The sequence below is a fragment of the Undibacterium sp. RuRC25W genome (genome assembly GCF_049339825.1).
GTDB lineage: Bacteria > Pseudomonadota > Gammaproteobacteria > Burkholderiales > Burkholderiaceae_D > Undibacterium.
This window is the reverse complement of record NZ_JBMPPD010000009.1, coordinates 77,233-97,151: the sequence shown is the minus strand read 5'-3', so window position 1 is coordinate 97,151 and position 19,919 is coordinate 77,233. Positions and strand designations below refer to the sequence as shown.

Genomic DNA, 19,919 nt, shown 5'->3' with positions numbered 1-19,919 from the left:
GCCATTTTTTCATCTTTGCGGCGCCCCTACACCTCTGCGTACGAGAACACGTTATCCTCGTGGATGATGTTCCGCATGCAATTTCTTCAATCGTTCTTTGGCAACATGCGTATAAATCTGCGTCGTTGAAATATCGGCATGCCCCAATAATAACTGGACGACACGCAGATCAGCGCCATGATTAAGCAAATGGGTAGCAAAGGCGTGACGCAATGTGTGCGGCGAAAGATGAATAGTAATGCCCGCTTGCAAGGCGTACTTTTTGATCAGAACCCAAAACATCTGACGCGTCATCGCACCACCGCGCGCAGTCACAAATAGAGCATCATCGACCTGACCTTGCAAAATTGCCAGACGCGATTGTTTCAGATATTTTTCGAGCCATAGGCGGGCTACCTCACCAAATGGCACGAGGCGGGTTTTATCTCCCTTACCTGTTACTCTTAACACACCTTCATTCAATCCTACTTCGAGCGATTTAAGATTAACCAGCTCGGACACCCGCAAACCACAAGCATAGAGTAGCTCCAGCATCGTACGATCACGTATGCCAAGCGGACTATCATCCGGCGCTGCTAATAATGCGTCAACTTGTGCTTCACTGAGTGTCTTGGGCAAGCGTACTGCTTGTTTTGCTGATTTGAGTTTACTGCAGGGATTGATCGCAACCAGATGCAGTCGTACAGCCTGCAAATAAAAGCGTTTTAAGACACTTAAGCGTCGATTCGCTGAGGTTGCCTTGGATGTTGGATGTTTCGCTGCGATGTAGGCAGTGATATCGGTGTAGCTGACCTGATACAGATCTTTGCCGCCGTTGCCATATAGCCATTCAGCAAATAAACGCATATCGCGCCGGTAGGCTTCAACGGTGTTTTTGGCTAAACCATCTTCTAACCAAAGCAGATCACAGAACTGATCAATCTGTGCAGTGACGCTGTCTGGCAAAATAATGGGTAATGGAGATAAATTGTTGCTCATGTCAGCTAACGTCACTCTGGAGGCGAAATATCAGGCATAGGCCGTAACGCCCTCGTGAGCAAGTAACCAACGTTTTACGCCAAGGTGGAAACCCGTTTCATCATCATGATGGGCAAATCCCCCTAGCCCGCCAGCGGCTGTGACACGGTGACAAGGGATCACCAGGGGATACCAGTTGGCACCACAAGCCTGCCCGACGGCCCGTGGCGCTGAGCGGATATGCTTTGCAATTTGCCCGTAAGTCGCAACCTCGCCACGCGGAACTGCAGAAATCGCCTGCCAGACGCGGTGTTGAAATGCCGTACCCACGGATTTTAAAGGCAGGTCAAACTTGGCATCTGGATCATCAAAATACGCATAAATTTGTCTGGCAACCTGCTCAGACAAAGCATCTTGCGGCGCTTTCTCAATAAAACGAGATGGTAAATACACGAGTTCAGTCACGCGTTGATCTTCGGTACGTATCCCCATCGCACCAAAGGGAGCATGAATCACTGCGGAGAATATGGATGCTTCCTGATCTGACATGATTTATCGTGAGCGCAAAGACTGACAGCATAGCGGAATGCAGGAGATATGGGGGAAATCGCTATACAAACGCCTAGGATGATAAGTACAAAATTCGATCGATGTTTCCGAATATCAACAAAGAAGCATATCACGAGCGATTATTCTCTAGAATCAGGCGAAACAAAGAAAAAAGGCGCATCAGCAGATGCGCCCTTAAAATATATCTCGCGTTTTCGGCTGTTTAGTTTGATGTGATAACACATCAACTCAGCTTGTAATAAAAACGCGCGTCTCCTCAGTGTACGGTATGAGTACCGTTTTTTCGCACTACCGCCTTTTAATCCTGCCGACTGCAAATTTCAAATCTGGGCAGAATATAGCATGCCCAAATACCGGTGACAAAAAAAACTACGTAAAAACACGCATGTGTTGCATATATGTAAAACACATTTAAAAAACCAAAAAATGTGGTAAACATTTTTTTATTTCGCTCTGTTGCAACACATTAATATTAGGCAAAGAACAATGTTTAATCAAGTCTCATTAAGCGATAAAACCAGATATTGATTCATTGCAACTTCATCACAACCGACTGTGTTGATGATGGTGCCTTTCAATAGCGCTTCTTCAACATCATGACTGCAATATATGCCGAACACTGACAAAGGTCGCAAAAATTTTAATGATCGACTATGACATTTTGGTGTCATGATGCTGACGGACAATTTTACTTGCTCCAAACTTATTGGTAGCCAAACTTAGCCGCTTCTTTGTTGATGCTCATCACCAATTCTTTTCCGATGCGAGACTCAACTTCTTTTTGCACTGGCAATAAGGCCTTACGCCAAGCGCTTCTTTCCTGTGCGTTTAATTCGTAAATCTTCGTTTTTCCAGTTTTTTTTATTGCCTCCAGCGCTCGGTCATTTTCCTGCTGGGCAATCGCATTGGCATAGGTAGTCGCCTCCGCCATCGCTTGATTGAGCTCATCCCGAATATCTTTAGGCAGCCCATCCCAAAATTTCTTATTCACGATCACCGCATAGCCAAGATAGCCATGTCCAGTCAACGTCACATATTTTTGGACTTCATACATTTTTTGAGTGTACAAATTGGATGGCGGATTTTCTGTACCGTTCACAAATCCACTCTGGAGCGCTTGGTAAACCTCAGAAAATGCCAAGACCTGTGGCGTTGCTCCTAACGCTCTCATTTGTGTATCAATGACCTTGGAAGACTGTATGCGCACCTTCAATCCTTTCATATCAGATGGCAAATGAATCGGTCGATTTGCAGACATATCTTTAAAGCCATTATCCCAGAACGCCAATCCGGTAATCCCTTTAGCCTCAAGCTTACTGAGTAAATCACGGCCAATGGGACCTTGCGTCACCTTGTACAACACCTCTTTAGAAGGGAAAATATAGGGCACATCAAAGACTTCAAATTCTTTGATTCCCAAAGGTCCGAATTTTGCCAGTGATGGCGCAAGCATTTGCACTGCGCCCAACTGCAAGGCCTCTAATTCTTCTTTGTCTTTGTACAAACTGCTATTGGGATAGATGTCGATTTTGACACGTCCATGAGTCGCTTTTTCGGCGAGTTCTTTGAAGCGTTGTGCGGCCTCCCCCTTGGGTGTATTGCTCGCAACGACATGACTGAATTTGATGACTATTGGTGACGGTGGAGATTGCGTCGATTGTGCATAAGCAGGAGTCTGAGCGACGAATGCTGTAACGAAACATAGTAAGGCGTATTTGATTTGCACAACTGTCTCCAATGTCATTGCCAAGTACATTGGCTGATTCATTATTCAGAAATAAAGTTTAAACAACAAGTGTGGAAAACCACAAGCATCACTGTAAGACAGATGAGGATTCACGCTAGTGCTCAAATCACTTGTACATTACACTGTTGAGCATGAAGATTTTCGATAAATCACGCTCTTGGTCAAAAGAAAAATGGCGCTGGATCATTCCGATCCTGCTGATTTCCTTATTCCTTGCCACCCTGAGCTGGTTGCCACTGCAAGCGCAACGCATGGAAGCCAACGAGCGCCAAGAGCAACTGATTGCCGATACCCTTTGGGTAGAACATGCAATTCAGTTTCAAATCGACAGAAATGATGAAATGTTGCGCCAGATTGGTGCTGATATCATGGGTATCGGTTTAAAACCTGCTGAAGTGCTTGAACGCTTTGAACGTTTGCGTAATAGTAATCACGAAATATCAAGTCTAGCTTGGTTTAACCACAATAACACCTTGGTGACTGCAAGCACAGATGAGGGGCCGTCAGGCAAGCACGTACCTGATCTACCGTATCAAGAGTCCGGTGCTCTTGAGTTTGATATACGCACCCGTTGTTTCTCACCTACTTTAGATGACCAGTTTGCTAAAGCAGAAAAAAACTCCTATGTCATCAACTGCCAGATCCCACTGATCAAAGGTAGCAAACATTTTGGCCGCATTATCATTACTTACCGAGCCAGCGGCATATTAGAGGAGCTAGTTCCGTGGTGGTTTGCGCAGGATAACCAAATATCACTGGTCGATATCGACGATAAAGTGTACGCCACCCGTGCGTCAGCTGGATTGGGGAAGAACATCTACACCCATAACCGTACGCTAGACCTGCCAGATCTCCCATTGGTCTTGCACACCAACAGCAACAAAAGTGAACCGAAATTGCTGGCGAACTTGCTGGTGTCAGTCGTGATCGTCTTATCGCTGGGGTTAATCTGGAGCCTAGCAGCACTCTGGCGTGACATCAACCGCCGCCTTGCCACCGAAGGAGCGCTGCGCCAGCAAGTTATCTTCAGAACAGCCATGGAAAACTCACTGGTGACTGGTTTGCGTGCGCGCGATATGCAAGGGCGACTTACCTACGTCAACCCTGCGTTTTGCACAATGGTTGGTTTTCCGGCAGAAGAAATTATCGGCCGCTTGCCGCCAATGCCCTACTGGGCGCCGGAAGCCTTCGCAGAATATAAACAGCGATTTACGGAACTCCTCGCCGGAACCGTCCCCGCGAATGGATTTGAAACTATTTATCAACATGCCAATGGCACAAAAATTTCGGTATTGATTTACGAATCAGCACTGATTGATGAAACTGGAAAGCAATCGGGCTGGATGAGCTCTATCCTCGATATTTCCGAGCTTAAACGGGCGCAAGAATTAACAAGGCAACAAGAAGAAAAGCTCCATGCTAGTGCGCGACTGGCAACCATGGGGGAAATCGCCTCGATGCTGGCACACGAGTTAAACCAGCCTCTGGCGGCTATTTCCAGCTACACCACCGGTGCAATGAATATTCTTGAAGCAGATAGTGCGGATAAAAACTTATTGCTCGGTGCACTGGGCAAAGTCAACAACCAAGCGCAGCGTGCTGGGCAGATTATTCGCAGCGTCCATGAGTTCGTCAAAAAACGTGAAGCCACTAGAGAGCAGGTTGATGTCTGCGAATTGGTCCAAAACACAATGCCATTAATTGAATTACAAGGGCAGGCATCACATATCCACCTGCAGTGGCTACCAACAAAAAATTTACCTAACGTACTCGCGGACAAGGTTTTGATCGAACAGGTACTCTTAAATCTGACCCGTAATGCCATTGAAGCAATGCAAGAAACACCTGATGGACAACGAAATCTGCGGATACAGGCCAGTCTGGATAAGAGTGCCGATCAGGTCGTCGTTGAAGTCACTGATCGCGGCACTGGGATCTCAGAAGCGATTGCTGAACGGCTATTTTCACCGTTTTTTTCCACCAAAGCATCTGGAATGGGGATGGGACTCAATATCTGTCGTACTGCGATAGAATTTCATGGTGGTAAACTCACGCACAGCGATAACCCAGCTGGTGGTACTATCTTCCGCTTTGCGTTACCAGCATTTCACGGTACGTCAACGTCAATGCCTGAAACTGGTATAAAGCAAAGATAAAACCGATATCAAGTGCAGATGTATTACGCAGCACCCATAGACACAGCCGTTATTAACAGCACGAGCCATTGAATGATGGGTTGATCGGAAACACAACATAGCAACGTGGATGTTTGGTCTCAGACATGCAGACATAAGATTGCAACCGTTAGTACCAGATTGAATTTTAAAGTTTTTGGGGAGACACAATGCTACACATTATTGACGATGAAGATGTCATCCGTGACTCGCTGTCATGGCTGGCGCGTTCACGCCAAATCGCTGCTATCGGTTACAGCAGCGGTGAGCAATTTCTGGCAGCCTTAGCGCAACCACTGCGTTTCGATCAGGCTGGTGACTGTATTTTGCTCGATGTCCGGATGCCGCAACTCAGCGGTATCGGTCTGTTCGATGTGCTCTCAGAAAAGAAACTCACCAAACGATTACCCGTTATTTTTCTCACTGGTCATGGTGATGTACCCATGGCGGTTGATAGTTTAAAGCGCGGAGCGTTTGATTTTTTTGAAAAACCGTTTAACGACAACAAGCTCATGGATCGCGTACAAGAAGCGCTCGCCTTATCACGCGAAGCGGGTTTGGCTGCCGCCGTTCACGACAGACTGGCGAGCTTGTCTGTACGTGAAAAGGAAGTACTTGATCTGATCCTGCAAGGTAAGATGAATAAAGTGATTGCAGATCATCTGGGAATCAGTATGCGTACCGTGGAAGTTCATCGGGCACATATTTTTGACAAAATGCAAGTCAAGACTGCGGTGGAACTAGCTGGTATTCTGAAGTAAATGTCGACCTAAAAAACACCCTCAAACGCAAAAAATGCCAGCCAAGGCACTTACGGCACAATCGTCGTGAACAGATATACTGCAAAAATGACCAAGTGAATAGTGCCTTGCATAATGGTGGTCCTTCCAGTCCCCAGAGACAGTGTCGTAATGATGAGCGAGAGCAACAATAACACCGTTGATTTCGCGTCAATCCCCAAGCTCAACTGCCAGCCCGTCATCAACGAAATAATAGCGACTGCCGGAATCGTGAGTCCTATACTCGCCAATGCCGAGCCCAGCGCTAGATTGATACTGGTTTGCAGACGATTGGACCGCGCCGCACTCACCGCAGCAATCCCCTCTGGTAACAGTACAATCATCGCAATGATGATACCGACTAATTCTTTGGGTGCCCCTACCGCAGCGACAGCAGATTCCAGACTCGGCGCAAGTGATTTGGCAAGCAAAACGACGGCAACAAGGCAGACAATCAACAACCCTGCACTACACCAGGCAACTTTATTCGACGGTTTAGGGGCATGTACACCTTCATCACTAACGGCCACTTCCGGCAAAAAATAATCACGATGTCTGACGGTCTGTATCAAAACAAAGGTGCCATAGAGCACGACGGACACAACAGCGATAAAAGCTAACTGACTAGCACTATAAAATGGACCTACAACGGTCGACGTAAAGTTCGGCAATACCAAGGTCAGCACCGCTAAGGCAGCGAGCGTCGCTAACGACGTGCTGGCACCCTGCAACCCAAAACTTTGCTCACGGTGACGAATACCACCAACCAATAAACACAGGCCAATGATGCCTGTCAGAATAATCATAATGGCAGCAAAAACGGTATCGCGTGCTAAACCCGCGGTTGCCGCACCGCCTGACAACATCAACGAAACGATCAGCGCCACTTCGATCAGGGTCACCGCCAACGCCAGTAACAAGGTACCGAATGGTTCGCCAATTTTATGCGCCACTACTTCAGCGTGATATACCGCCGTCAGTACACCTCCGAACAGCGCAATGGTGAGTACGATAGCGTACAAAGAACCAAAGTGGAGTAAAGAGCCAGCCAGCGCAAGCCATGCGAAAACCGGGATTAACACAGACCAGCGTGGCAAAACGGGGGTTATTATCATAATCACTTTCTCTTGTTATCAGACTGACTCATCGTAAAGCAGCAGCAAAACACTTGCTACGCTACCCTGCTTACAAAGCAATACCCAGCAATACCCAGCAATTTTAGCTGGGTCAGATCAAAATAAGACCGCTATAGTTGCGTTTTGTTCATTTAATCGCCACCATCCATTGCCAATCTGCCATATAAAAGAAGATCGGAATAACGCTGCTCTTTCAATCTCGCGCCACGTAATACGCCTTCCGGTTGAAAACCCAACTTCAGAAGTAGTTTCTGAGAAGAGGTATTACCCACCTCGACATAAGCTTGCAGCCGGTGGATTGCTAGTTCAGAAAAGCAAAATGGCAGCAACGTGCGAAGACCCTCTTGCATCATTCCTTGTTGCCAGTACGCAGGGAGTAGCCAAAATCCGATTTCAGCAGAATGGTTTTCACGATCCCAGTCATGAAAACCACAGGCACCAATTAATTGGTCAGGTGCGTCTTTGAGGCAAATCCCCCACCAGATTCCAGTACCATGATTTACAATGACTTCAAACCACGCCATCAGTGATTGTGTTTCAGACAGCGTTTCGTAACGGCATCCATAAAACGCAGTAACCTCAGGGTGCGACATGGCGGTGAATATCAGCGTCTGATCCGCTGCAGAAATACGGCGCAGCTCGAGGCGGTCGGTGCGTAACTCAGGAAATGACATATTTCAAGATGATAGCGTTGTAAAGACGAACACGATTCGCCGCGTGGACTTTATAATCACACGCTAAGATTTTTATGGAGTTCTTCATGAGTGTTGCGATAAACGCATTCTTAAAAGCATTGATTGTGGTACCAGTCACGGTATTACCTATTTTAAATCCAATCGCTGTTGCGCCGATATTTCTGTCGATGACAGGGCCACTGGATCCCGCTCTGTCCAACCGATTGGCAAAACGAATCGCATTGAACTGCTTTTTTTTGTTAATGGGTGCGGTATTCATCGGCTCTTATGTGCTCGATTTTTTTGGTATTTCGATTCCGATTGTACGTGTCGCCGGTGGTATCGTTGTCGGGATGGCAGGCTGGAAGCTGTTGAACGACCAAAGTCAGGATAAATTGCTCAACTCAGTAGCGGCCACCCATGGTGGAAATTGGAGCCAAGATGAATTACGCCGCCGCAGCTTTTATCCCTTCAGTTTTCCTCTCACTGTGGGTCCAGGCACCATTGCTGCGTCGATTACGTTGGGAACGCAAATGCCAAATAAGCCAGTTGATTTTTTGGTAATTAGCATCGCTTCAGCGATAGGCGTGTTACTGACAACCCTCGTCATTTATTTATGTTATCGGTTCGCGCGTAATATGGAGAAGTTTCTAGGTGAAGTTGGTGCTACGGTATTAATGCGTTTATCAGCATTTATTTTGTTGTGTATCGGTATTGCCATCGGCTGGGCAGGTATTGCAGATCTGTTTGCCGAACTCGCTGCGCAGTAATTTTTTATTTTCCGTCCGTATGGCAGGCACACGCCTCGCCATGCGCGGCGGACACCAATTCGTGCAGAATTCCGCACTCTTTCCCGTGGTGGCGATCATCACACCGCGCCCGCAGTTGACTCAACTGTTTCTCCAGTGCTTTCATACTTTTTAACCGCGCTTTGACGCGAGCAATCTGCTGATCAATAAGGTGATTAATATCGCCACAATCCTCTGCCGGACTCTGAATAAAAGAGACCAACCGGCGTATATCCGCCAGCGGAATATCTAACGCCCGGCAATGACGGATAAACGACAAACGTTCTAAATGCTCCGCCGTATAACTGCGATAGCCATTATCCTCCCTCGCTGGTGCAGGAAGTAACGCTTGTTTTTCGTAATACCGAATGGTTTCCAGGTCGACACCCGTCGCACTAGCAAGTTCGCTGATACGCATTTTATTCTTTCATAAAGACCATAAAATAAAGCTCACCTTACACAAAAAAAATACTTTTTTAACAACATCAAAAATCACAAAAAATCTGCTTGACCCTGTAGTGACTCCAGAGTCTACACTAGTTCTAACTTCTCTGAATTGGAACTACCATGACTCAAGATACGACCTGCTGCGGCCACAATCATCAAGAAAAGAATGATCATGGGCATGAGCATAGTCACAAACATGAGCAAAAACACGAGCACAAGCACAAGCACAAGCATAGCAACGATCATGCTCACGAACACAAACACGTACACGAACATAAGCATGGCCACGCCTGCAGTCATGATCACGGGCAAGATGCAGTCTCCAATACAGTGAAAGCAGTAGTTCCGACAGACGCCAAACGTCTTCGCTTGCATATTGCGGACATGGATTGCCCGACTGAAGAGGCCTTGATTCGTCGGACCATGACGGGCATGCCGAATGTATTGGGTCTGGATTTCGATTTGCTTAACCGCATTCTGACGGTCCATCATTACCAGCAAGATCCGGCTGAAATCCACACCAAACTAAAGGCACTGGGGATGTCCGGCACAGAGTTAGCCGACGGCGAGATAGCCAGTGCACCTGCAACACCATCCAGAGGACAGTATTGGAAGGTCGCCATCGGTGTTGTCGCTGCTGCGGCAGCAGAAGTGACAGCATGGCTGACCAGCAGTGACACCTCGGTCGTCGTCGGTTTATTGGCACTGAGCGCGATTCTGGCCTGTGGCATTCCGACACTCAAAAAAGGTTGGATTGCGCTGCGTCATTTCACATTAAATATTCATTTACTAATGACTGCTGCCGTGATTGGCGCGTTAGCGATTGGACAGTGGCCAGAAGCAGCGATGGTTATTTGCTTGTTCGCCGTAGCAGAAATGATCGAGGCAGCAAGCCTGTTGCGCGCCCGCGATGCGATTAGTGGCTTGCTGGCCCATGCACCAGAAACGGCGTTGGTTCAACAAGTAGATGCATCATGGCAAGCAACACCGACCTGCAATGTTGAAGTTGGCGCGCTAGTTCAGTGTCGCCCTGGTGACCGTATCGCCTTAGACGGCACGATTGAGGCAGGACAGTCACACATCAATCAGGCGGCAATCACTGGTGAAAGTAGCCCGGTTGAAAAACGTATCGGCGATATCGTTTATGCAGGTAGCATAAATCAATCCGGCGCCATCCAGATTCGCGTTTCTGCAGCCGCTAACGCAACCATGCTGGTACGTATTGCACAATCGGTACAGGATGCACAAAGTCAACGTGCGCCAATGCAAAGCTTTGTAGATAAATTTGCGGCCATTTACACGCCGAGTGTGTTTATGTTCGCCCTATTAATGGCGCTCGTTCCGCCTCTCGTTTTAAACCACAGCTGGCATGACAGCTTATACCGTGCCCTAGTATTGCTGGTCATCGCCTGCCCTTGCGCGTTGGTCATTTCGACACCGGTGACTGTTGTTAGTGGTCTGGCACTAGCAGCACGTCGCGGTATTATTGTCAAAGGTGGTTTATTTTTAGAACATGGACGGCAGCTAAAGACAGTGGCTTTTGATAAAACCGGCACACTGACGGAAGGGAAGCCACGTTTGACAAAAACCGTCAGTCTCAGTAGTGTTTCTGAATCGGAAATAGTGAGACTGGCAGCAAGTCTGGATGCAAACTCCAGCCATCCGCTGGCACATGCGCTGATTGAGGCCTGTAAAGAAAGCTTATTTTCTGCGTCTGATATCAGTTTGTCAGAAGTGGGACGTGGTCGTGGCATCAACGGTATTATCGGTGGGGTGCAATACCAACTGGGTAACCGCGCGCTGATTGAAGAGCTTCACATAGTGATCAGCAAGGATCAAATGAGCGACCTGGATCAACAAGTGCAGGAACTGGAAAAACGTGGCAATACGGTGATTTTTTTGTGCGCAAACGAGACGTTAATTGGATTGCTTGCGATTGCCGACCAGGTCAGAGCCACCAGCAAACAGGCGATTGAGGAATTGCATGCGCTCGGTGTTGCCACTTTAATGCTGACCGGTGATAACGACCACACGGCACAAGCAATCGCGGCTCAAACGGGCATCACCGACGTTCGTAGTCAATTATTACCGCAAGATAAACTGGAGGCGGTAAAGCAACTCGCCGATCAGGGGGTAACGGGGATGACAGGGGATGGCATTAACGATACACCAGCGCTCGCTCGTGCGCATATTGGCTTTGCTATGGCTGCAGGAAGTGACACCGCGTTAGAAACAGCAGACGTTGCGCTCATGCAAAACGATTTGCGGAAGTTACCGGAATTTATCCGCATTTCTCACAAAACCAGTGCGATCCTATGGCAAAACATCATTTTTGCACTGGCTGTGAAATTTGTATTTTTTGCACTCGCACTAGGTGGCCATGCAAGCCTGTGGATGGCTGTGTTCGCCGACACTGGCACCAGCTTACTTGTGGTGCTCAATGGTGTGCGATTACTGACTTATTCAGATTCGCTGGCCTCAACAACGCGCTGAGCCGATTCACTGATCATCAACGCATGTTCGACCTGGTTGGATTCGTCACCAATACGACTCTGCCAGGCACGTAAAAAGTAGCCGATTTCTTGCGATGTTGGCGCAGCATGCCAGATCACCATCAGCGTGCCCTTGTGGTCATGCAGTTTAGCAAGCTTTTCTATGCATTCAGAATTTCCATCAAGGTCAGCCAATCCAGCGGCATATCCATACACGCGGCTGAGACGCTCAAGCCGGTCTGGCTCTGTTTCGCTATTCGTTGCAGAAATTTTCGGGTAATCCAAAAACATAGTGCTATCTCCATCGTGTTAGTGTGTGCTTCATTCTATCCGAAGCGCTTCTTAACGGCTACGTTTTTCCCATTTGCACTCTTGCCGAGCCAACACCTTGTTCTGTTGATCCACTGTTTCCAGAAAGACATCAAAGCCCCACAAGCGCGCGACGTGTTTGAGCATTTCATCCGTTTGTGGATTTAACGGTCTGCGCTGGTATTGGGTATGACGCAAGGTCAACGAACGGTCACCCTGCATGTCGACGGACCATACCTGTATATTCGGCTCGCGATTGCCAAGATTATATTGACCCGCCAACTGCTGGCGAATATAGCGATAACCGTTTTCATCATGAATCGCTGATATCTGCAGTTTATCTTTACTGTCGTCGTCGAGGATCGAAAAAAAATGGAAATCACGAATTAATTTAGGCGATAGATACTGAGCGATGAAACTCTCATCTTTAAAATTACGCATCGCAAACTGCAAGGTTTGTTTCCAGTCGCTGCCAGCCACATCCGGAAACCATTCGCGGTCTTCCGTGGTTGGATTTTCGCAAATGCGGCGAATATCACGCATCATGGCAAACCCTAAGGCATACGGGTTGATACCGTTAAAATAACGACTACTAACCGGCGGCTGGTAGACAACATTCGTATGGCTTTGTAAAAACTCCATCATAAAGCCATCCCCCACGATACCTTCATCATAAAGCTGATGCAAAATGGTGTAGTGCCAAAACGTTGCCCATCCCTCATTCATGACCTGTGTTTGTCGCTGTGGATAAAAATACTGCGAAATCTTCCGGATGATCCGCACGATCTCCCGTTGCCAAGATTCAAGTAGCGGCGAATATTTTTCAATAAAGTAGAGCAAATTTTCTTGTGGTTCCTGCGGGAAGCGTCGTTCCTGCAGACTTTCAACTACTTCCGGCCGACGAGGTATGGTGCGCCACAAATCATTCACCTGAGATTGTAGATAATTCTCTCGCTCGGCTTGACGTTCACGCTCCTCCGTTAATGAAATACGCGCTGGCCGTTTGTAACGATCGACACCGTAGTTTTGTAATGCATGACAAGAATCAATAATTAATTCAACGGCTTGGGCGCCGTGGCGTTGCTCACACTCGGCGATATAGTTTTTAGCAAACACCATATAGTCGATGATGGCATCGGCATCGGTCCAGGTACGGAATAAGTAATTACCCTTGAAAAAAGAATTATGTCCATAAGCGGCGTGGGCAATGACGAGTGCCTGCATCGTCAGGCTATTCTCTTCCATGAGATAAGAAATACATGGGTTGGAATTGATCACGATTTCATATGCCAAGCCCATCTGGCCACGCCGATAGCTTTTTTCTGTCGATAAAAAATGCTTACCAAACGACCAGTGATTGTAAGAGACCGGCATACCAACTGAGGCATACGCATCCATCATCTGCTCTGCGGTAATAATTTCGAGCTGGTTGGGATAGGTATCGAGTCCAAAATTTTCAGCAACACGACGGATTTCTTCATGCGCTTGCTCGATTAGTTCAAAAGTCCATTCCGACTGCTCTGGCAGTGCATTCGGATGTTTTAGCTTGGGCGTGTCATGTACGATTTCCATGATGAACCTCAATTCGGCTGTTTTTTAAATAGTTCTCTAAACACCGGATAAATATCGGCCGGGGATTCTATTTTCTGCATCGCGAAGTGTGCATGACGCGCCGCAACCTGCTCGTATTCCAGCCACAAATTCTGTGGTTCACCTTCGGTAATTTCAACGTAGGCGTAGTACTGCACCAAGGGCATCACTTTATTGATCAGCAGTTGCCGACAATTCACGGAATCATTATCCCAGTTATCACCATCAGAGGCTTGTGCAACATAGACATTCCAATCACTCGCCGCATAGCGCTCTTGTATGGTCTGCGTGAGCAAATTTAGGGCTGACGAAACAATCGTTCCTCCCGACTCTCTCGAATGAAAAAAAGCATCCTCATCAACCTCTTGCGCCGTGGTGTGGTGGCGAATAAAGACGACGTCAATTTTTTCGTAAGCACGGGTTAAAAATAGATACAGTAAAATAAAAAAACGTTTCGCTGTATCCTTTTTTTGCTCATCCATCGAACCGGAAACATCGAGCAAACAAAACATGACGCATTGACTAGCTGGTTTTGGCACTTTGATCCGATTACTGTAGCGGAGATCAAATGGGTCGAGAAATGGAATTGCCAGCAGTCGCAGACGTAAATGATGTATTTCTTGTTTCAACAATACAATACGGTTATCGGTAACGGCGATTCCGGCATCAAGTAAAGCGGTTAACTCGGCTTCAGCAGCTTTTAGACGGCGGGATGACTTACCACCGACAGCAATCCTTCTTCCCATTGCGCCGCGCAACGAACGCAACACATGCAGGCTCGATGCCGTGCCAGAGGTTTTATAACCAGCACGCTGACTTTTAAAATCAGTGGTGGAGGTCAGTTGCGTCTTCACCATATTAGGCAACTCGAGATCCTCGAAGAAATAATTCATGAATTCTTCGCGACTCAACTGAAATACAAAATCGTCTTCGGCGGGATCTTCGCTATTTCCCCCCTGTCCCTTGCCACTTCCGCCACCGCCACCTTTAGGGCGAGCAATCTGATCGCCTTTTTGATATTGCTCGTTACCTGGTTGCACCCCTTCCCACACGCCGCCATGGGCGTGACCAAAGTTAGGTTCGTTGACATCTTTGACGGGGATAGAAACACGCTCGCCACTTTCGATATCCGTAATCGAACGCCCTTTTACTGCCCGCGCAACCGCTTCTTTAATCTGCCCTTTATAGCGACGCAAAAACCGTTCGCGATTTGGGGCGGATTTATTTTTACCTTGAATACGTCGGTCAATCAGATGAACCAAAATGCTCTCCCGTTTGCCCTCAATAGAGTCACCACTTTACGCAGAAAACAGTCTCATCAAATCCAAGTGGACTAATCAACGCGCCATTGCAGAGGGACGTCAACGCAAACAACGTTGATACACCTTCATTTCTATCTGCAACAGCAACGCCAGACTGTCTTCAACGTCAATTCAACCTCGCTCTAATCAGTTACGATGATTTTCTAACACGCAAATACCATTCACATAACAATCTCACTTGCTTCGCGGTATACCCTTTGCTCACCATGCGATCAACAAATTCCTGATGTTTATTCGCATCATCAGCACTGGCTTTGGCATTAAATGAAATCACTGGTAAGAGCTCTTCTGTGTTCGAGAACATTTTTTTCTCAATCACTGTCCGCAGTTTTTCGTAACTCGTCCATGCCGGATTTTTGCCCGCATTTTGCGCTCTTGCCCGCAACACAAAATTGACGATTTCATTACGAAAATCTTTTGGATTAGATATACCCGCCGGCTTCTCAATTTTTTCGAGTTCATTATTGAGCGCGTCGCGATCAAAACTCTCGCCAGTATCCGGATCACGGAACTCCTGATCCTGTATCCAAAAGTCGGCAAACGTCACGTAGCGATCAAAAATATTCTGTCCATATTCGGAATAGCTTTCGAGATAGGCCGTTTGTATTTCTTTGCCAATAAACTCCGCATACCGTTGCGCCAGATACTCTTTAATATATGACACATACTTTTGTTCGATCTCAGGAGCAAACTGTTCACGTTCAATTTGCTGCTCAAGTACGTACAGCAAATGAACGGGATTAGCTGCAACCTCGGTGTTATCAAAGTTAAAAACTTTCGACAAAATCTTAAACGCAAAGCGAGTGGATAAGCCATTCATGCCTTCGTCAACACCCGCATAATCGGCGTATTCCTGGTGCGATTTCGCTTTGGGATCAGTGTCTTTGAGATTTTCTCCATCGTAGACTAGCATCTTACTAAAGATACTAGAATTTTCTGGTTCTTTCAGACGTGATAGCACCGCAAATTGCGCCATCATTTTCAAGGTCCCTGGTGCGCAAGGCGCAGCAGACAATGACGATGTACGGACTAATTTATCGTAGATCTTAATTTCATCACTAACACGTAAGCAGTAAGGCACTTTAACAATATAAATCCGGTCCAAGAAAGCTTCGTTGTTCTTATTGTTTTTAAAGGTCTTCCATTCCGATTCGTTCGAGTGTGCCAAAATAACACCATCAAACGGGATCGCACCAAAGCCTTCAGTACCTTTAAAGTTACCCTCCTGCGTTGCTGTCAATAGGGGGTGCAGCACTTTAATCGGTGCTTTAAACATCTCAACAAATTCCATCAGTCCTTGATTAGCCAAGCAAAGCCCGCCGGAATAGCTGTAGGCATCAGGATCATCCTGTGCATATTCTTCGAGTTTGCGAATATCGACCTTACCAACTAGCGAAGAAATATCTTGGTTGTTTTCATCACCGGGTTCTGTTTTCGAGATCGCGATTTGTTTTAACACCGACGGATAACGGCGCACGACACGAAACTGATTAATATCCCCATTGAATTCATGCAGGCGCTTCACTGCCCATGGGCTGGGGATCCCTTTCAAATAACGACGTGGAATACCAAAATCTTCTTCCAGTAACGCGCCGTCCTCTTCTTCGTTGAAGAGTCCGAGTGGCGACTCATTCACTGGCGATCCTTTGATCGCGTAAAACGGAATTTTTTCCGTTAACACTTTAAGCTTTTCGGCAATCGACGATTTACCACCGCCAACAGGTCCGAGAAGATAAATAATTTGCTTACGCTCCTCCAAGCCCTGCGCAGCATGGCGAAAATACGACACCACCTGCTCGATGACTTCTTCCATGCCGTAAAACTCACGGAACGCAGGATAGATTTTGATGACTTTATTGGAAAAAATTCGTGACAGCCGAGGATCATGTCGCGTATCGACAAATTCGGGCTCACCGATCGCCGCTAACAATCGTTCTGAGGCGCTAGCGTAGGCTAGTTTGTCTTTCTTGCAGAGCTCGAGATACTCTTGCATTGAATATTCTTCTTCTCGAGTCCGTTCATACCGTGCAGCGTAGTTGTCAAAGATGTTCATCTCGACCTCCCTGGTTAAGCAATCACATGCGAATACCGAATAGTACTGGCGACATTGATGTACTTAATTTGGCATGCCTGCCAGCACACTACGAGGTTAGTGTAGATGAAATTAGAAATTTATGTTGATTAAAATATTTCTTTTTTAAAAGCAACAACAAACAGATAAAAAACGGGATAATAAAAAGATATATTCCTTGAGCGCTGACCATAAAAGTCAAACATAAAAAGAAAAGATAGAATAAAAAAACGACTATGTTAAGTTGGAATTTCAGCGATACGTATCATTAATGAAAGATGCTGAAGTAAAAGACTAGGACACTTGCAATAATTGTTTCGCTTTTAAATGCGATGCCCTTAATAAGGTATTCATTGCATGAATGTTTAAAGGCCGATGGTAGTAATAACCCTGAAATAAATCACAACCCACTTCTTTCAAGAATAGTTCCTGACTCTCGTTCTCAACACCCTCAGCAACCGTTGTACAAGCAAGAATTTTAGCCAGTGACACAATCGCTTTAATAATCATTTCACTCTTGCGGTTGTAGCCAATTTGCGCCACAAAAGAACGATCAATTTTGACAGTGTGCGCAGGAAAATGACTCAGTTTTGATAAGGAAGAATAGCCTGTTCCAAAATCGTCAATCGCAATCCGGTAACCGTGATTTTTTAATGCATGCAGATGTTGAATCGACAATGCCTCGTTGGCGCTCAGCCCAGTTTCTGTAATCTCAAATTCTAAATACTGTGGTTCAACACGATAGTTGTGACAGGTCTTCGCAATTAGATCCAAAAGACCGGGCTGGGCGATATCACTCGCTGCAAGATTTAAGGCAATGACAGGGCTCTCACCAAACTCGTCGAGCCAGCTACGCACCTGGCGACAAGCTTGCTGTAGAACAAATTCACTAATTTGCTGTATCAGTCCTGAGCGTTCAGCAATAGGAACGAATTCCGCTGGAGATACCTTACCCAAGGTTGGCGACTTCCAGCGCAACAACGCTTCAACACCGAGCACTGCGCCATCGTGCGTCACTTTGGGTTGATACATCATATAGAAATCGTTCTGCTTCAAGCCATTGACGATACCCACCTCAATTTCTACCCCCCTAAGAATTTGCAAAGCATCATCTTCGTCAAATAGAGTCACACTCTGATCATTTGAGCGGCGAGCAGTATCTAATGCCACCTCACTTCGACGAAGAACGTCATCAGGTTCCACATCCTCCGGTCGAACAATCGCAATACCCGCTGAAAATTGCACTAACAATGTTTCACCATTGAGCTCGACTTCCGTCGGCAAGCCCTGGCGTACTTGATCAACAAATTGAATGACATCTTGCGGGGTGCGCAGATGATCAACAACAAATGAAAAAACGATACTGCGTAAGCGTGCACAAAAACAATTTTTCGGCAACACTTGCGTCAACTCATCAGCAAAACGCCTTAATAACACATCACCGGTCTGCGCCCCATATTGCTGATTAGCATGGCGAATACTATTGAGCCGGAATGAAACAACCGCAGTCACATTCAATTGCGCTGGATCAGGATTGAGTAATAGCGCCTGTAAATAATGCTTTAACATGCCGCGGTTGGGCAAATCGGTGAGTGCATCGTGATTGCTGAGATAGTCTTGGCGCTCCTGACTCAGTTTCAACGCATCTTGCATGCTATGCAAATTCGACACGTCACGTAAAGCAACGATGTAATGGTCTGCCGACGTTTGAGAGATATTATCTAGCGCCACCATTTTACCGTCACGCGTTCGGTATGCAGATAGGCGCAATTGCCCCTCATCGTCCGCTTCGCCGGGAGTAATGCGCACACTATCATCAATCGAAAGCCAGTTAAATAAAGCTAACTCGTCATCATTTTCTGGGTCGCGTCCGAGCAATAAATTAGCCTGTCGATTTGCTTGCAGAATCTGACCGTAAGCATCCGTTAATAACAACGCGGTACCAGCATTTTCAAAAATTTCCTGATACTGAATATAGCTTATCTTGAGCGCATCACTCGCATCGCGAAAACGTGCCAACGATAGATCAAACGCATTCAGAATCCGAAAAACAGCTAACGGGATACAGACGTTAATAAACAAGAAGAGCAAAGCGTGGATGTATTGCGGCGCATACGGCATCGCAATATGTAAATCAATCAGATGTGGTACCGGCACCTCGGCCAATACCAGAAAGCAGCCGATTGTATTTAACAACATAAACACCAATGCGAGGCGCGTATCAAAAAAAACACGAGCAAGGACAGGGGTTACATAGGCTAGGACATACGCTAATCGCGCTAAAGAAGGGTCAGGTACTGTCGTGGCGACGACGATCGCTATCGCATACAAATTGGCAATAAGCAGACTGGCGCCTAGTTTTAATGAGCGACGAGAAACAAGCAATGCGAGCGATTTTAAGCCATACAAACCAGCAACGATCCACAACACCCGATATGCGCCCTGGGCTGCAGAATTGAGCGCGCTATGAACAGCAATCCAACCTTCAAGGAAAAAGCTCGATACTAAGATAATGCGCAAAGCGCTGATTTTCCAGGCAGCATGTTCAGCAGGCGTGAGAGCACTCTCATTGAGGAAAAGCCAGCGAAACATAAATTCTGATTATCAATATAAAAAAGAAGGAAAAAAATGGCACATCAACAAAAAATATCATTTTTCAATTGCAAAAATAACCATTCAGGACAAACACATTACGTTATTGAAGTACGCATGATCTTCATCAAGACCAGCTTCGTGTCATCATTAATCATGTCATTAATCATGCTATAAATCACATCGTTAAGCCACGACCAATGCCACCATTAGTACCATCATCAACAATCTGAACCACAAAGGTATACGCATTATTTGACTAAATACTTTA

15 protein-coding genes are annotated in these 19,919 nt (G+C 46.5%); 4 read left to right on the top strand and 11 right to left on the bottom strand.

Annotation, left to right across the window (positions count from 1 at the left end):
* Nucleotides 1-51 precede the first annotated feature (51 nt).
* The 3 genes from xerD to ACO0KV_RS06430 all read right to left on the bottom strand — a co-directional run bounded on the left by xerD (nucleotide 52) and on the right by ACO0KV_RS06430 (nucleotide 3,253).
* The gene (gene xerD, locus ACO0KV_RS06440) at nucleotides 52-978 is read right to left on the bottom strand and encodes a site-specific tyrosine recombinase XerD (RefSeq protein ID WP_423041067.1); all 927 of its coding nucleotides are present in this window, start codon (nucleotides 976-978) and stop codon (nucleotides 52-54) included.
* 30 nt (nucleotides 979-1,008) lie between these two features.
* Nucleotides 1,009-1,506, bottom strand: coding sequence for a methylated-DNA--[protein]-cysteine S-methyltransferase (locus tag ACO0KV_RS06435; protein ID WP_423041065.1), 498 nt, complete (start codon nucleotides 1,504-1,506; stop codon nucleotides 1,009-1,011).
* Nucleotides 1,507-2,230: 724 nt separating this feature from the next.
* Nucleotides 2,231-3,253, bottom strand: a complete 1,023-nt coding sequence (locus ACO0KV_RS06430) for a TRAP transporter substrate-binding protein (RefSeq protein WP_423041063.1) — start codon at nucleotides 3,251-3,253, stop codon at nucleotides 2,231-2,233.
* A gap of 152 nt (nucleotides 3,254-3,405) precedes the next feature.
* Between ACO0KV_RS06430 and ACO0KV_RS06425 the strand changes: the two genes are divergently transcribed.
* Complete coding sequence (locus ACO0KV_RS06425) at nucleotides 3,406-5,430, top strand: ATP-binding protein (RefSeq protein WP_423041061.1); 2,025 nt, start codon at nucleotides 3,406-3,408, stop codon at nucleotides 5,428-5,430.
* A 188-nt stretch (nucleotides 5,431-5,618) separates the two neighbouring features.
* A complete protein-coding gene (locus ACO0KV_RS06420) occupies nucleotides 5,619-6,209 on the top strand; it encodes a response regulator transcription factor (RefSeq protein ID WP_423041059.1) in 591 nt (196 codons plus the stop codon).
* A gap of 50 nt (nucleotides 6,210-6,259) precedes the next feature.
* Here ACO0KV_RS06420 and ACO0KV_RS06415 read toward each other — a convergent pair whose 3' ends face one another.
* Together ACO0KV_RS06415 and ACO0KV_RS06410 are read right to left on the bottom strand one after the other, a co-directional pair.
* Nucleotides 6,260-7,342 (bottom strand): calcium:proton antiporter, encoded by a 1,083-nt coding sequence (locus tag ACO0KV_RS06415; protein ID WP_423041057.1) that lies wholly within the window; start codon nucleotides 7,340-7,342, stop codon nucleotides 6,260-6,262.
* Nucleotides 7,343-7,494: 152 nt separating this feature from the next.
* Nucleotides 7,495-8,037, bottom strand: coding sequence for a GNAT family N-acetyltransferase (locus ACO0KV_RS06410; protein ID WP_423041055.1), 543 nt, complete (start codon nucleotides 8,035-8,037; stop codon nucleotides 7,495-7,497).
* Nucleotides 8,038-8,123: 86 nt separating this feature from the next.
* Between ACO0KV_RS06410 and ACO0KV_RS06405 the strand changes: the two genes are divergently transcribed.
* Entirely contained in the window at nucleotides 8,124-8,807 is a 684-nt protein-coding gene (locus ACO0KV_RS06405) for a MarC family protein (RefSeq protein ID WP_423041053.1), read from the top strand.
* A 4-nt stretch (nucleotides 8,808-8,811) separates the two neighbouring features.
* Here ACO0KV_RS06405 and cadR read toward each other — a convergent pair whose 3' ends face one another.
* A complete protein-coding gene (gene cadR / locus ACO0KV_RS06400) occupies nucleotides 8,812-9,243 on the bottom strand; it encodes a Cd(II)/Pb(II)-responsive transcriptional regulator (RefSeq protein WP_423041051.1) in 432 nt (143 codons plus the stop codon).
* Between the two features lie 149 nt (nucleotides 9,244-9,392).
* Here cadR and ACO0KV_RS06395 point away from each other — a divergent pair, with 149 nt between their 5' ends.
* Nucleotides 9,393-11,765, top strand: coding sequence for a heavy metal translocating P-type ATPase (locus tag ACO0KV_RS06395; RefSeq protein ID WP_423041049.1), 2,373 nt, complete (start codon nucleotides 9,393-9,395; stop codon nucleotides 11,763-11,765).
* On the opposite strand, the gene ACO0KV_RS06390 is transcribed toward ACO0KV_RS06395, so the two are convergent.
* The 5 genes from ACO0KV_RS06390 to ACO0KV_RS06370 all read right to left on the bottom strand — a co-directional run bounded on the left by ACO0KV_RS06390 (nucleotide 11,732) and on the right by ACO0KV_RS06370 (nucleotide 19,648).
* Nucleotides 11,732-12,055 (bottom strand): hypothetical protein, encoded by a 324-nt coding sequence (locus ACO0KV_RS06390; protein WP_423041047.1) that lies wholly within the window; start codon nucleotides 12,053-12,055, stop codon nucleotides 11,732-11,734. The genes ACO0KV_RS06395 and ACO0KV_RS06390 overlap by 34 nt on opposite strands.
* Nucleotides 12,056-12,106: 51 nt before the next feature.
* Entirely contained in the window at nucleotides 12,107-13,645 is a 1,539-nt protein-coding gene (locus tag ACO0KV_RS06385; protein ID WP_423041045.1) for a SpoVR family protein, read from the bottom strand.
* 8 nt (nucleotides 13,646-13,653) lie between these two features.
* Nucleotides 13,654-14,925, bottom strand: a complete 1,272-nt coding sequence (locus ACO0KV_RS06380) for a YeaH/YhbH family protein (RefSeq protein WP_423041043.1) — start codon at nucleotides 14,923-14,925, stop codon at nucleotides 13,654-13,656.
* A 190-nt stretch (nucleotides 14,926-15,115) separates the two neighbouring features.
* Nucleotides 15,116-17,038: a PrkA family serine protein kinase gene (locus tag ACO0KV_RS06375; RefSeq protein WP_423041041.1), complete on the bottom strand. Its 1,923-nt coding sequence runs from the start codon at nucleotides 17,036-17,038 to the stop codon at nucleotides 15,116-15,118.
* Between the two features lie 312 nt (nucleotides 17,039-17,350).
* The gene (locus ACO0KV_RS06370) at nucleotides 17,351-19,648 is read right to left on the bottom strand and encodes a putative bifunctional diguanylate cyclase/phosphodiesterase (protein WP_423041039.1); all 2,298 of its coding nucleotides are present in this window, start codon (nucleotides 19,646-19,648) and stop codon (nucleotides 17,351-17,353) included.
* Nucleotides 19,649-19,919 lie beyond the last annotated feature (271 nt).

Coding starts and splice junctions, on each gene's coding strand:
- xerD (WP_423041067.1), bottom strand. CDS start 978: ATGAGCAACAATTTATCTCCATTACCCATTATTTTGCCAGACAGCGTC.
- ACO0KV_RS06435 (WP_423041065.1), bottom strand. CDS start 1,506: ATGTCAGATCAGGAAGCATCCATATTCTCCGCAGTGATTCATGCTCCC.
- ACO0KV_RS06425 (WP_423041061.1), top strand. CDS start 3,406: ATGAAGATTTTCGATAAATCACGCTCTTGGTCAAAAGAAAAATGGCGC.
- ACO0KV_RS06420 (WP_423041059.1), top strand. CDS start 5,619: ATGCTACACATTATTGACGATGAAGATGTCATCCGTGACTCGCTGTCA.
- ACO0KV_RS06415 (WP_423041057.1), bottom strand. CDS start 7,342: ATGATAATAACCCCCGTTTTGCCACGCTGGTCTGTGTTAATCCCGGTT.
- ACO0KV_RS06410 (WP_423041055.1), bottom strand. CDS start 8,037: ATGTCATTTCCTGAGTTACGCACCGACCGCCTCGAGCTGCGCCGTATT.
- ACO0KV_RS06405 (WP_423041053.1), top strand. CDS start 8,124: ATGAGTGTTGCGATAAACGCATTCTTAAAAGCATTGATTGTGGTACCA.
- cadR (WP_423041051.1), bottom strand. CDS start 9,243: ATGCGTATCAGCGAACTTGCTAGTGCGACGGGTGTCGACCTGGAAACC.
- ACO0KV_RS06395 (WP_423041049.1), top strand. CDS start 9,393: ATGACTCAAGATACGACCTGCTGCGGCCACAATCATCAAGAAAAGAAT.
- ACO0KV_RS06390 (WP_423041047.1), bottom strand. CDS start 12,055: ATGTTTTTGGATTACCCGAAAATTTCTGCAACGAATAGCGAAACAGAG.
- ACO0KV_RS06385 (WP_423041045.1), bottom strand. CDS start 13,645: ATGGAAATCGTACATGACACGCCCAAGCTAAAACATCCGAATGCACTG.
- ACO0KV_RS06375 (WP_423041041.1), bottom strand. CDS start 17,038: ATGAACATCTTTGACAACTACGCTGCACGGTATGAACGGACTCGAGAA.
- ACO0KV_RS06370 (WP_423041039.1), bottom strand. CDS start 19,648: ATGTTTCGCTGGCTTTTCCTCAATGAGAGTGCTCTCACGCCTGCTGAA.